This is a genomic window from Blautia sp. An249 (assembly GCF_002159835.1).
GTDB classification, from domain to species: domain Bacteria; phylum Bacillota; class Clostridia; order Lachnospirales; family Lachnospiraceae; genus Blautia_A; species Blautia_A avistercoris.
This window is the reverse complement of the sequence record NZ_NFJL01000008.1, coordinates 1-13,675: the sequence shown is the minus strand read 5'-3', so window position 1 is coordinate 13,675 and position 13,675 is coordinate 1. Positions and strand designations below refer to the sequence as shown.

Below are 13,675 nucleotides of genomic sequence, written 5' to 3'. Positions count from 1 at the left end.
CTCCTACAAAAATATTTGGCCTGACTGTCGGTAGGTGCCCACCCGTGCTTATATTCTACCATAATTCCGAGAGCGTGAAAACAGGCAGTTTTCAGGCAGTTTCCATCTTTTCAAACTGGCTGTTATACAGTCCCGCATAGAAACCATCTGCCTCCAGAAGCTGTTCATGGGTACCCTGTTCAATGATGTCGCCGTCTTTCATTACCAGAATCAAATCGGCATCTTTAATGGTGGAAAGCCGGTGGGCGATAACAAAACTGGTCCGCCCTTTCATTAAATTATCCATAGCCTTTTGAATCTGCATCTCCGTCCTGGTATCCACGGAGGAAGTGGCCTCATCCAGAATCAGGATCTTATTATCGGCCAAAATTGCTCTTGCAATAGTCAGAAGCTGTTTCTGTCCCTGGGAGATATTGCTGGTCTCCTCATCTAACATCATCTGATAGCCGCCCGGCTGGGTGGTAATAAAGTGATGAATATGCGCCGCTTTTGCCGCCTGGATTACTTCTTCATCCGTAGCATCCAGTCTTCCGTAACGAATGTTTTCCATAATGGTTCCAGAGAACAGCCAGGTATCCTGAAGCACCATACCGAACATTTCCCTAAGCTGACTCCGGTTAAAATCTCTTAAATCATGTCCGTCCACTTTGATGCTGCCTCCGTTCACATCATAAAAACGCATTAACAGCTTCACCATGGTGGTTTTTCCGGCTCCCGTAGGACCTACAATGGCAATTTTCTGTCCGTCTTTTACCTTCGCGGAAAAATCGCTGACAATAATCTTCTCCGGATCATAACCGAATTTTACATGTTCAAATTCCACATTTCCATTCAGATTGGTAATATCCACCGGATTTTCCACTTTCTGATCTTCCTCTTCTTCCTCCAGGAATTCAAAGACACGCTCCGAAGCCGCTGCTGAAGACTGCAGCATATTACTAACCTGGGCAATCTGCTGAATGGGCTGTGTGAAGTTTCGGATGTACTGGAAGAAAGACTGGATTTCACCCACTTCAATAGCACCCCGGATGGCAAAGATTCCGCCCAGAAGGGCTACCATCACATATCCCAGATTTCCCACAAACTGCATAATCGGCATCATAATTCCTGAGAAAAACTGAGATTTCCAGGCGGATTCATATAATTTCCGGTTATCCTTTTCGAATTCCTCTACCGTATCTGCTTCTTTATTAAAGACCTTAACCACATTGTGACCGCCGTAGTTTTCTTCAATCTGACCGTTTACCCGGCCCAGATAGCTTTGCTGATCCCGGAAATATTTCTGGGAGCGTTTCATAATGGCTCCGATAATGGCCATGGAAAGGGGCAGAATCAGAAAGGTTATCAAAGTCATCCATACATTGATGGAGAGCATCATCACCACAACGCCGATCAGCGTAGTCACAGAGGTGATAAGCTGGGTGATACTCTGGTTTAAGCTGACCTGCAGAGTATCAATATCGTTGGTTACTCTGGAGAGAATCTCCCCGTGGGTTCTGCTCTCAAAATAGTTTAGGGGCAGACGGTTCAGTTTCTTAGAAATATCTTTCCTGAGGGAATACGTAACGTCGTTGGAAATTCCTGTCATCACAAATCCCTGGATAAAGGAGAAGGCGGCGCTTGCCAGATACAGGCCCAAAGTCCCCAGCAGGATCATTCCGATTTTTTCAAAATCAATGCCTCCCGTTCCCTGCACCTTGGCAACCAGCCCGTTAAACAGTTCTGTAGTCGCCTTTCCTAAAATCTTTGGACCGATAATATTAAAGGTCGTTCCCAGTACGGCAAATACCAGCATCAGTAAAAACCGGTACTTGTAACGTTTCATATAGGAAAAAAGTTTCATCATGGAGCCTTTAAAGTCCTTGGCCTTTTCTGTGGCTCTCATGTTTCTTCCCCCCGGCATCATACCCCTTCTCGGACTCTGATTACTCATTGGCCAATTCCTCCTCTGACAACTGTGACATGGCTATCTGACGATAAACATCACAGGTATTTAACAGTTCCTGATGGGTTCCCTGTCCCACGACGCAGCCCTCATCCAGAACCAGAATTTTATCTGCATGAAGGATGGTGCTGATTCGCTGGGCCACAATCAGTGTGGTAGCTTCTTTCGTTGCTTTCTTTAAAGCTTTTCTAAGCACTACGTCTGTTTTGTAATCCAAAGCGGAAAAACTGTCGTCGAAAATAAAGATTTCCGGCTGACAGGCAATGGCTCTGGCGATGGAAAGTCTCTGTTTCTGACCTCCGGATACATTGGTACCTCCCTGAGAAATGGGGGAATCATACCGTTCATCCTTCTCCTCAATAAATTCAGAAGCCTGGGCGATTTCCGCCGCCTGTTCTACCTCTTTATCCGTAGCTTCTGTCCTTCCGTAACGGATGTTGGAAGCAATGGTTCCGGAGAATAAAACTCCCTTCTGTGGAACGTATCCCAGACGCTGTCTCAAATCATGCTGAGACATCCGGCGCACATCCACCCCGTCAATTTTCACTGCTCCTTTTGTCACATCAAAAAAGCGGGGAATCAGATTTATCAGGGTGGTTTTTCCGCTTCCCGTACTTCCGATAAAAGCCACCGTCTGCCCCTTTTTGGCAGTAAAGGTTATATCCTTTAATGCATATTCTTCACTTCCCGGGTAAGCAAAGGAAACATGGTCGAATTCCACTTCTCCTTTTACCGTTTCCTCTGGTTTTACAGGATTCTGAGGATCCAGAATCGTCTCTTCGGTGTTTAATACTTCCCGGATACGGACTGCCGCTACATTGGCTCTCGGCAGCATGATAGACATCATAGTTATCATCAGGAAAGACATGATAATCTGCATGGAATACTGAATAAACGCCATCACATCTCCCACCTGCATAGTGCCGTTATCCACCGCATAAGAGCCACAGTAAATAATCAAAACGGAAATTCCGTTCATAATCAGCATCATAGCCGGCATCATAAACGTCATAGCCCGGTTTACAAATAAATTGGTTTTGGTCAGCATCTGATTGGCTTCTTCAAACCGTTCCTCCTCATGTTTTTCCCGGCTGAATGCACGGATGACCGGGATACCTGTAAGGATTTCTCTGGTAACCAGATTCAGTTTATCGATCAGTGTCTGCAGTTTTGTAAACTTAGGCATTGCAATTTTAAATAACAGGAACACCACAAATAAAATCAGCGCCACTGCAAGGGCAATGATCCAGGTCATGGAAACGTCCGTATTAAGTACTTTTATAATCCCGCCGATACCCAGGATTGGCGCATACAATACCATCCTGAAAATCATAGCGGTTACAAGCTGAATCTGCTGAATGTCGTTGGTGCTTCTGGTTATCAGGGATGCCGTGGAGAACCGGTTATATTCTGCACTGGAAAATCCCATTACTTTCCGGTAAACCATATTTCTTAAATCGTGGCCCAGCGTAGCAGCAACCCTGGCCGAAAGAAAGGTAACCAGAGCGGAGGCTATCATAATCACAAAGGCCATTCCCAGCATCTGAATCCCGGAGTCACGGATATACGCCATCTGGATTGCATCCACATCTTCTCCGATGGCTTCGTATTCACTTCGCACATAGGAAACCGCCGCCTGTGTCACAAGGGATTCCGGCATCTGGCTGTCACCCTCTGTGGTCTGTTTCTGCATCTGCGCCTGCATTTTTTCCATCTGCGCGCTGTCCAGTTTCATACTCTGTGCAATCATCATCGGCTGGCTGAGAATCTCATTTAACACTTCCCTTTGTTCTTTGTCTATCTCATTGAGAAGATACAATTCACCGTCTTTTGTATAGGCTTCTTCCACGGTCTTCTGATCCTCTTCTTCCATAAAAAGAAACAATTCTTTCAGGGAAGATTCCCGAATCTTTTCCGGAACACCGTCTTCGATTCCCTGCTGCTGAATTCCCACATTGACAATCCTGGAAGTGTAATCGGGCAGCGCCAGATCACAGTTTGCCTGAAGGAATAAAAGCAGGATAATGCAGATAATATACTTAACGGATCCCTTCATATACTTCATTAATTTCAGCATCTTATTTTCCCTTTCCTTTTTTGTCTGAATTATCTTCGATGGAAATCTGTTTCACATTTTCCAGAATCTGTTTAAAGAATCTCCGCATCAGACAGATTTCTGCCTCGTCGAATCCACGGAACATTAATTCCTCATTTCTATGGAGAATGCCCCGAATCTTTTCAAAACATTCCTTTCCCTCATCCGTCAGATATATCCGGCTGACTCTCTGATCTTTTTCATCCTGCTGTCTGGAAAGAAGATTCATCTTTTCCAGCCGCCGTATGGTCATGGTGACGGTGGGCGGTTTCACTTTCAGTCTCTCTGCTATCTCTTTCTGGCTCAGTCCTTCCTTTGTTCCCAGCAGCCACAGCATGGGAAGCTGACCGGGATGAATTCCCCACTGAGATAACTGATGGAAGTTTTTCACAAAATACTGATGGGTGATTTCCATAAACAGACTCTGGATACTGTTTTCCATCTCTTTCTCAAGCATCTTCTCACCTTCCTTTCTATTGATTAGTCAACTAAATATATAATAGTCATATCACCCCATCAATGCAACATCTATTGTGCATTTTATAAAATTTTAACAATTTATTTTTGAGCTATATGTCCAATTATTAATTATTTAACTAACTATATAAAAAATCTATTGTTCTTACTAAAGGGAATCTGCTATAGTAAAAGAAGCATTTATGAAAGGAAGAGATACTATGAGCAATATTTCCATAACCAGAGAGCAGCTTGCCGCCTCCATTGACCATACGCTGCTGAAACCAGACGCATCCCGTGAACAGATTTTACGCCTCTGCCAGGAGGCCAGAGAGTATCACTTCGCCTCGGTCTGCGTCAATTCCTACTGGGTGAAACTTGTTTCAGAAGAACTGGCGGGAACCGGAGTTTCCCCCTGCTGTGTGGTGGGTTTCCCTCTGGGCGCCATGTCCTCTCAGGCGAAAGCCTCTGAAGCCGGCCTGGCAATCGAAGACGGGGCAAAAGAAATTGATATGGTAATTGCCGTCGGATTAGTAAAAAGTCATGACTGGGACGCTGTGGCATCCGATATTGCCGCTGTCGCCGCTGTAAAAAAGGACGCCCTGCTGAAAGTCATCCTGGAAACCTGTCTCCTTACAAAAGAAGAAATCCGAAAAGCCTGCGAAATTGCCGTAGCTTCCGGAGCAGATTTCGTAAAAACTTCCACCGGTTTCTCCACCGGCGGAGCCACTTTAGAAGATGTGGCGCTTATGCGTCAGACCGTGGGGAAAGACGTGGGAGTCAAGGCTTCCGGCGGAATCCGGACCAGAAAAGACGCTCTGGCCATGCTGGAAGCGGGCGCATCCCGTCTGGGAACCAGCTCGGGAATTGCCATTCTCACCGATTCCTGCTGTTAAACTCAGATACCGGTTCCGGCAAAGTCCAAAAAAGACGGGGAAAAGCAACGCTTTTCACCCGTCTTTTGGTCTGCTACAGAAATCGGTTCTCCGATTCGCTGTAATGGTAGTCGATTCCTTCCATTTTTTCCAGCAGCTCTTTTTTATTCAGTCCTCTGCAGGAGCAGAGGGCATCCAGGGAATCGTAATAATCCCGAAGCTGAGTATTGACATAACTCAGCAGAATCATAGGGTCCTTAGGTATCATTGTCCGCCTTCCTTTACTCTTGTAATAAACGAACCATTCTCCACATCCAGAACAATGGTGTCTCTCTCGTGAACGTCTCCCTGCAGGATTCTTTTGGCAGCAAGGGTTTCCACGTATTTCTGAAGGTACCGCTTCAGAGGTCTGGCTCCGTAAACCGGATCGTAACCGTTGTCAATCACCATCTCTTTCGCTTCTTTGGTCAGCTCCAGGGACAGTTCCTGATCCGCCAGACGCCGGTTCAGATCGGCAACCATCAAGTCTACTATGTTCCCAATGTTCTCTTTTGTCAAGGGCTTAAACAGAATTATTTCGTCCAGACGGTTTAAGAACTCCGGACGGAAATGGCCTTTCAGGTCTTCCATGACCAGTTCTTCCGCCCTTTCATCAATTTCCCCATTTTCCTTAATTCCTTCCAGCAGATAGGAGGAGCCGATGTTGGAAGTCATAATTAAAATGGTGTTTTTAAAGTCTACGGTTCTTCCCTGGGAATCCGTAATTCTTCCGTCGTCCAATACCTGAAGAAGCACGTTAAAGACATCCGGGTGGGCCTTTTCGATTTCATCGAAAAGCACCACGCTGTAGGGTTTTCTGCGGACGGCTTCTGTCAGCTGACCGCCTTCCTCATAGCCCACATATCCGGGAGGCGCTCCAATCAGGCGGGAGACGGAATATTTTTCCATATATTCGCTCATGTCAATCCGGACCATATTCTGTTCATCGTCAAACAAGGCCTCTGCCAGGGTTTTCGCCAGTTCGGTCTTACCGACACCGGTGGGTCCCAGAAACAGGAAGGAACCTATGGGTTTGGAGGGATCCTTAATTCCTGCCTTAGAACGCAGGATGGCGTCTGTTACCCGGCGGACACCCTCGTCCTGGCCGATTACCCGCTGATGAAGCTGTTCTTCCAGAGCCAGAATCTTCGTCCGCTCCCCTTCTGTCAGTTTTGCCACCGGAATTCCCGTCCATCTGGAAATAATTCTGGCGATTTCATCTTCTGTAACACTTTCATGAACCAGACGCTGCTGAGAAGTTTTACTCTTCTTCTCCTCCGCCTCCAGGGTCTGCTGCAGACGGGGAAGTTCTCCGTACTGAAGCTCCGCAGCCTTATTCAGGTCGTAGTTCTGTTTGGCTTTTTCAATCTGTTTATTGAGATCCTCTATCTGTTCTCTTAACTTCTGCAGACGTTCTACTGAATGTTTTTCATTGTCCCACTGGGCCTTCTGGCTGTTAAATCCATCCCGCAGTTCCGCCAGCTCTTTCTGCAGATCCTCCAGCCGCTCCCGGCTCAGGTTATCTGTTTCTTTCTTTAAAGCTGCTTCCTCGATTTCCAACTGCATGATCTTTCGTCTCATCTCATCCAGTTCTGCCGGCATAGAATCCAGTTCCGTCTTAATCAGCGCACAGGCTTCGTCCACCAGGTCAATGGCCTTATCCGGAAGGAACCGGTCGCTGATATATCTCTGGGAAAGGGTGGCTGCTGCAACCAGCGCCCCGTCCGTAATCTTAACTCCATGGAACACTTCATAGCGTTCTTTTAAACCACGGAGAATGGAAATCGTATCCTCCACCGAGGGTTCGTCTACCAGTACCGGCTGGAAACGCCGCTCCAGGGCAGCGTCTTTTTCAATATACTGCCGGTACTCGTCCAGAGTTGTGGCGCCGATACAGTGAAGTTCTCCCCTTGCCAGCATCGGTTTCAGCATATTGCCTGCATCCATGGCGCCGTCGGTCTTGCCGGCCCCCACGATCAAATGCAGCTCGTCAATGAAAAGGATAATCTTTCCTTCACTGCGTCTTACCTCTTCCAGTACCGCTTTGAGACGTTCTTCAAATTCTCCCCGGTACTTGGCTCCTGCCACCAGGGCACCCATATCCAGCGCAAAAATCGTTTTTTCCTTCAGTGCCTGAGGCACATCGCCTCTTACAATTCTCTGGGCCAGCCCTTCCACTGCCGCCGTCTTGCCAACGCCGGGTTCGCCGATTAATACCGGATTGTTCTTGGTCTTTCTGGAGAGAATCCGGATAATATTACGGATCTCGCTGTCCCGTCCGATAACCGGATCCAGTTTCTGATTTCTGGCTTTCTCCACCAGATCCTCGCCGTATTTCTTCAGGGTATCATAGGTGGCCTCCGGGTTATCGCTGGTCACTCTCTGATTTCCTCTTACTGTAGATAACGCCTGCAGAAACCGCTCTCTGGTAATTCCATACTCTTTCAGAAGCTTCTGGATCCCCGGGTTGGGCTGTTTCAGCATAGACAAAAACAAATGTTCCACAGAGACGTATTCGTCTCCCATAGCTTTCGCTTCATCCTCGGAATGAATCAACACCTTATTTAAATCCTGTCCGATATAAAGCTGTCCTCCGGAAACCTTCGTCCTTGCATTTAAGGCTTCCTCCACTCTCTTCAGGAAGTGCTCCTTATTAATTTCCATTTTCTCTATTAATTTCAGAATCAGACTGTCTTCCTGATGCAGAAGATTATAGAGCAGATGTTCCTGCTCTACTTCCTGATTGCCAAATTCCATTGCTGTTTTTTCCAGATCCTGCACTGCCTGAAGGGATTTCTGTGTAAATTTACTGATATTCATACACTTACCTCCTCACTTGCTTTCACTTCTTGTTCTATTGAGACTATAACACTTGTTGTTAGCACTGTCAAGAGGTGAGTGCTAATATTTTCAGATTACGTAAAAGCAAGCAATCGTTCAATATCCTGCCCAACATATGCTACACGAATAATCGTTACTGTTGTCGTTTCCACATCAGGGATATACAATACGACATAATTATCTACAGGAGCGATACGAAGTCCTCGGCTGTGCCACGGTTCTTTCTCGTATTTCCTATAGCGTTTCGGCATACTGTCAAGACTGAAAATCATAGTTTCCAGACGGTCAAGCTGTCCACGTGCATTGTCTGGTGACTGTAAATCATACGCAATATATTCATATATCGACCTTAAATCTTTGTCTGCCTGTTCTGATAATTTTACTGTAAACATCATAATCCGTAATCTTTGCGAATATCGTCAAAGGCTTGTCGTGCGTCCTTTGTACGTCCCGCTTTCATATCCGCATATCCTTTCTCAAGTTCCGCATGGAATTGTTCCTCAGACAAAACAGCCATGTTAAGCGGCTTTTCTGTCGGGATTTTCACATCAAAAGGAAGTCCACGGTGCATGATAATCTGCTTATAAAACATATTAATAGCATTTGACGCTGGAATACCCAGTGCTGATAAGATACTCTCTGCCTGTTCTTTTACCTCTGGTTCTATTCTTGCATATAAATTTGCTGATTTTGCCATAGAGATGCGCTCCTCTCATATAGAATTTTTTGTCATCTTCATTATATTGCATTGTGCGTACAAACGCAATATCTTTTCAAACTTCATGAAGCGCTTAATGCCTGAAGATTCTTAAGAAGCTGGCTGTACTGGGTCTTCTGCTCCTGCATAAATGCAATAGCAGAAGACGGATGCTGCTTCTCCTGTCCCGTCAGCAGGTAGGGAATATCATATCCCCAGAGAATTCCCTGCCTCTTTAGGGGCAGCATTTGCTCTTCAATAAATTTCAGAACCGGAATTTCCTGGAAACCATCTCCCAGATATCCCAGAAGCTGCTCGGTGGAGCAGTTTCCGGCGCCTCTGCCCATGCCGTTGACTGTCACATCCAGAAAGGACACTCCCCGGCGCATTGCCTCAATAGTATTTGCAAATGCCAGCTGTTGATTATTATGGGCATGTATCCCGATTTCTTTTTCCGTACCTTTCATGATTCCCAGGTATAAGTCTGCCAGTCTGCGAATCTGCTCCGGGTAGAAAGAGCCGTAACTGTCCACAAGGTAAACCGTATTTACCGGAGAATCCTTCAGTTTTTCCAGAATCTTTTCCAGTTCCTTCTCTGTATGATTGGAGACAGCCATTATATTCACAGTGGTTTCATATCCCTTTTCTGAGCAGTCCTCTGTCATTTCCAGAGCTTCTTCTATGGTGTTTCCGTAGGTGGCAATCCGAACCATATCAATTACACTGTCTTTTCGGTTCAGAATATCTTTCTTATAATCCGTCCTTCCCACATCTGCCATCACAGAAATTTTCATGGAAGTGGGATTCTCTCCCACGATTTCCCGAATATCCTCTTCCCGGCAGAACTTCCATTTTCCGAAAGCATCCCTGTCGAATTGCTCCTCAGACGCCTTATAGCCAAACTCCATGTAGTCAATTCCCGCTTCCAGATTCGTCTGATACAGTTTCTTTACAAACTCATCTGTAAAATAAAAGCGGTTTACCAGTCCTCCGTCCCTTAATGTGCAATCCAAAATTTTCTGCTTCATAAAAACTCTCCTTTCTGCCTTTTCTGATTTTCTGCGCATTGTGTGCGAAGCGATTTTTCTGCAACAGGAAATCCAACGGAATTTCCTATTACATAAAAAAGCCGATGTCTGCATCAGCAAACATCGGCTCGTCATTCATCTGTTCAGTAATCTGATTACTGGCTGTTCTGACTTTCCCGGAATGTTTCCAATGCAGCACAAAAGCTGGTACCAAAAAAGTACCAGTAACCAAAAAAGAAATATGCATTTGTATTTACATGTTTCTGTTCTCCTGCCATCATCGGAAAAACTCCTTTGTTTTCATCAATTATCTGTATTATAGAAGAATGTATACAAATTGTCAACCAAATTTTTGTCTACTTTTCCAGGCTCTCAATATGCGCCATAGCTTCTTCATCAAATTCCCTGTTTTTATAATAGAATTTTTTATCCTCTTCTGTGATCTTTCGTATCACTTGGCAGGGATTTCCTCCGGCAACCACCCAATCCGGGATGTCTTTTGTCACAACGCTTCCCGCTCCGATTACCGTATTGCTTCCAATATGGACCCCCGGAAGAACGACTGTATTTCCCCCAATCCATACGTTATCTCCGATGGTTACTTCTACTCCATATTCATACAGAGAGTTTCTGGAAGCAGGATGAACCGGATGACCGGCCGTATATATGGCCACATTCGGTGCAAACTGACAGTTATCTCCAATGGTCACTTTCGCCACGTCAATAATGGTACAATTATAATTGGCGAAGAAATTTTTTCCCACTTCTATATGAGATCCATAGTCGCAGTAAAAAGGCGGATTAACAAATGCTCCGTCCGACTTTCCGAAAAGTTTCTTCACAATCTGCGCAATCTTTTCAAAATCCGAGCGATCCACAGTATTTAATTCCTGGGTAATCTTTCTGCATTTTTTCTGCTCTTCCATCACACTGTCATCCGAAATATAAGCAAGCCCGGCATCTCTTCTTTCCCTGTTATTCATTTTATGTTTCTCCTCTCTGTCTCCATTCTGTTCTGTCAGACTAATCTTTATTATGAAATCTTCTCAAAGGGATCTGCATCAATGTATTTCGCAGGAAGTTTTAAAACACTTTTCCCGCTGGTATCGAAATATTCGTATTCATAAAATGTAAAATCGTACTCATCCTGTCCGGCCTCCATCTCCGTCAGAATCCAGTCATCTGAGTGTGACAGATATACATCTTCGTACTGCAGAGGAACGATTTTCCTTCCTGTAGAATCAATACACCCCCAGGCATATACCGCATCTCCGTCTTCATCCTCACCCAGCTTTCTGGCAACGGAAACCAGGCCGTTTTCGTAAAAAAAACCCACTTCATCATACTGCATGGGGATCTCTTCTTCCCCTTTTTCATTAATAAATCCCCAGGTATATTCCAGATCTCCGGAAGCTGTTTCCCCCGTTTTTTTCCCTACTGCCGCCAGGCCGTTTTCGGCAAATCCTTCTGCCTTTCCATACTGGAAAGAAACAATCTCCTGACCTTCTTCATTTACATATCCCCATTCATATTCCGGATCTCCGTCCACATATTTTCCTGTTTTCCGGGCTATGGGAGCCAGGCTGCCGGTATCAAAGTCTCTTACATCATCATAGATCAGGGGAATGACTTCCCTGCCTGTCTCATCAATAAATCCCCACTTATATTCCGCTTCCTGATTCTGATCGATTCCTGTCTTTTTGGCTACCGCCACAAGACCGTTTTCTGAGAATGTCCTGACGTCATCGTATTGAAGGGGGATGACTTCCTCTCCTTTCTCATTAATAAATCCCCAGGTATATTCTGCATCTCCATCTGCATCCTTTCCGCTTTCCTTTGCTACCGGACACAGAGAATTTTCTGCGAATCCATAGATACTGTCATACTGTACGGGAATCACTTCTTTTCCCTGTCGGTTTATAAATCCATACTTCAGAATCCTGTAACCGTCTGCATCCTCTCCCACCTGTTCTCCAATAACCGCCAGACCGTTCTCCCCGAATTTTCCCACAGAATCATATACCAACGGAATCACTTCTTCGCCCCTCTCATTGATATATCCGCTGAGGGTTCTGGAATCACCGTCATTGTCTTTTCCGGCATTTATCTCAGCTTCGGCCAGGCCGTTCTGAAACAGACCAATAAACTCATATTTTATGGGTATAATTTCTTCCCCTTTTTTGTTAATACATCCCCAGTAATAGTCACTCTCTCCATCGGCTCCTTCTATTTTCTGCGAAACCTTTGCCAGACCGTTTTCCTGAAACTCTCCGATTAAATCATACCGGGGCGGAATCACTTCTTCTCCGTCTTTGTCAATAAATCCGTACTTTTTGTCTCCATTTATAACACAGGCTACTCCTGCCAGATATTCTTCCTCTTCAACGACAGGGGATTCCGCTCTCTTTTCTTGGGAAGTTTTCTCCGTTTTCCTCAGAAATTTCCTTCCTGCCCAAAAAACGGAAACGGCCGCTGCGATTCCTAAAAGAACCACACATACCACGCATGCTATAATAAGCAGCGGTGACTGCTTCTTCTGCTGGCCGGGCGAGTTTTTCCTCCCGCAATGGCCGCAATATTCCTGTCCTTCCTGCATTTCTTTTCCACAGTATCTGCAAAACATCTGCCTTCCCCCTGTCTTTCTGTTTATAATCTCATTATAAATATCCCAAAAAAGAACTGCAAGAAAGTATCTTAAAGAAGCCGCGCCGGTATTCCCAAAGAATATGGGAAACTCACCTGGTCACCAGCCGGCTGCCTGCAGCCAGATACTGAATCTGCTCTCCCATAAATTCTTTCAGATATTCATAAGATTCTTCACCTGTACAATGGCAGGTATAATACTGACAATTCCATTCCTTCAGAGTTTCAGCCAGTTTCCTGCAGAACTCTCTCTGTTTATCCACATCATCGAAGGCATTTTTCAGATGAAATCCACCAATCACATAACGTATCCTCCCTTTCGTCAGTTCCTGTCCTCTTTTTAAAATATTCACAATTCCATTGTGGGCGCAGCCGGCAATCAGAATGAAATATCCGTCTTCTTCCAGCAGGAGATTCTGTTCATGCATAAACAAATCCGGAATCTGTCTGCCGTGAATCTCCGTATACAAACGGTCATTGGAAGGAGAATAACAGGCTCTTCCCGTTACCCCGGAAAAGACCGAAAGCCCCTCTTCCAAAGTATAATCCCCTTTATGTGAAACAAACCGGGCACATCCCTTTATCCCGTCAGGCAGTCCGATATAACGGATTTTTCCATCGGGATCATGGGCATAATAATTCTCCTCTGCTTTCTTCTGAATATGAACAGACGCTTTCTCATTCTCTTCCAGAAAGGCTTTCAGACCACCTCCATGGTCATAGTGCCCATGGGAGAGCACCGCCAGATCAACCGCCTTTAAATCCACGCCCAGAGCTTTTGCATTTTTTATGAAATCTCCATCCGGTCCCATATCAAACAGGATTTTCCGGTTCTTCCATTCCAGGTAAAAACTCAGGCCGTGATGGCAGACAAACGCAGGCGACAACGCCGTATTTTCCATTAATGTTAACAGTTCCATACCTCTTCCTCCCTGCTTTCATAATTTTGGACAGCCCTTTCAGCAGCCTTGTCCGTTTTAATCGAGTAGGAGGGAGTGATTAGCTCCCGTCCTCTCACACCACCGTGCGTACCGTTCGGTACACGGCGGTTTCAAT

The 13,675-nt window shown here is 45.4% G+C and carries 12 protein-coding genes; 1 reads left to right on the top strand and 11 read right to left on the bottom strand.

Annotation, left to right across the window (positions count from 1 at the left end; all coding sequences use genetic code 11):
• Positions 1-91: 91 nt before the first annotated feature.
• Genes B5F53_RS08830 through B5F53_RS08820 form a run of 3 tightly spaced genes read right to left on the bottom strand, consistent with a single transcriptional unit; the run spans position 92 to position 4,497 of the window.
• On the bottom strand, positions 92-1,933 hold the full coding sequence (locus tag B5F53_RS08830; protein ID WP_087222476.1) for an ABC transporter ATP-binding protein: 1,842 nt from the start codon (positions 1,931-1,933) through the stop codon (positions 92-94).
• Positions 1,926-4,022 (bottom strand): ABC transporter ATP-binding protein, encoded by a 2,097-nt coding sequence (locus B5F53_RS08825; RefSeq protein WP_087222474.1) that lies wholly within the window; start codon positions 4,020-4,022, stop codon positions 1,926-1,928. Before B5F53_RS08825 ends, B5F53_RS08830 begins: the two co-directional genes overlap by 8 nt.
• Before the next feature lies 1 nt (position 4,023).
• Positions 4,024-4,497 carry a MarR family winged helix-turn-helix transcriptional regulator gene (locus B5F53_RS08820; protein ID WP_242970279.1) on the bottom strand — a complete coding sequence of 158 codons (474 nt, stop codon included), beginning with the start codon at positions 4,495-4,497 and terminating at the stop codon, positions 4,024-4,026.
• Between the two features lie 220 nt (positions 4,498-4,717).
• On the opposite strand from B5F53_RS08820, the gene deoC reads away from it, so the two are divergent.
• A complete protein-coding gene (deoC, locus tag B5F53_RS08815; protein ID WP_087222472.1) occupies positions 4,718-5,392 on the top strand; it encodes a deoxyribose-phosphate aldolase in 675 nt (224 codons plus the stop codon).
• A gap of 73 nt (positions 5,393-5,465) precedes the next feature.
• On the opposite strand, the gene B5F53_RS08810 is transcribed toward deoC, so the two are convergent.
• The 8 genes from B5F53_RS08810 to B5F53_RS08775 all read right to left on the bottom strand — a co-directional run bounded on the left by B5F53_RS08810 (position 5,466) and on the right by B5F53_RS08775 (position 13,539).
• Positions 5,466-5,639 (bottom strand): DUF4250 domain-containing protein, encoded by a 174-nt coding sequence (locus B5F53_RS08810; RefSeq protein ID WP_087222470.1) that lies wholly within the window; start codon positions 5,637-5,639, stop codon positions 5,466-5,468.
• Positions 5,636-8,230, bottom strand: a complete 2,595-nt coding sequence (clpB, locus tag B5F53_RS08805; RefSeq protein ID WP_087222468.1) for an ATP-dependent chaperone ClpB — start codon at positions 8,228-8,230, stop codon at positions 5,636-5,638. The genes B5F53_RS08810 and clpB overlap by 4 nt, the downstream gene beginning before the upstream one ends.
• 95 nt (positions 8,231-8,325) lie before the next feature.
• The gene (locus B5F53_RS08800; protein WP_087222466.1) at positions 8,326-8,646 is read right to left on the bottom strand and encodes a type II toxin-antitoxin system RelE/ParE family toxin; all 321 of its coding nucleotides are present in this window, start codon (positions 8,644-8,646) and stop codon (positions 8,326-8,328) included.
• Positions 8,643-8,948 carry a type II toxin-antitoxin system RelB/DinJ family antitoxin gene (locus B5F53_RS08795; RefSeq protein WP_087222464.1) on the bottom strand — a complete coding sequence of 102 codons (306 nt, stop codon included), beginning with the start codon at positions 8,946-8,948 and terminating at the stop codon, positions 8,643-8,645. The genes B5F53_RS08800 and B5F53_RS08795 overlap by 4 nt, the downstream gene beginning before the upstream one ends.
• Before the next feature lie 83 nt (positions 8,949-9,031).
• Positions 9,032-9,976: an aldolase catalytic domain-containing protein gene (locus tag B5F53_RS08790; protein ID WP_087222463.1), complete on the bottom strand. Its 945-nt coding sequence runs from the start codon at positions 9,974-9,976 to the stop codon at positions 9,032-9,034.
• Between the two features lie 356 nt (positions 9,977-10,332).
• Positions 10,333-10,959, bottom strand: a complete 627-nt coding sequence (locus tag B5F53_RS08785) for a sugar O-acetyltransferase (RefSeq protein WP_087222461.1) — start codon at positions 10,957-10,959, stop codon at positions 10,333-10,335.
• A 50-nt stretch (positions 10,960-11,009) separates the two neighbouring features.
• Complete coding sequence (locus B5F53_RS08780) at positions 11,010-12,599, bottom strand: WG repeat-containing protein (protein WP_087222459.1); 1,590 nt, start codon at positions 12,597-12,599, stop codon at positions 11,010-11,012.
• Positions 12,600-12,711: 112 nt separating this feature from the next.
• Complete coding sequence (locus tag B5F53_RS08775; protein ID WP_087222457.1) at positions 12,712-13,539, bottom strand: MBL fold metallo-hydrolase; 828 nt, start codon at positions 13,537-13,539, stop codon at positions 12,712-12,714.
• Positions 13,540-13,675: the final 136 nt, after the last annotated feature.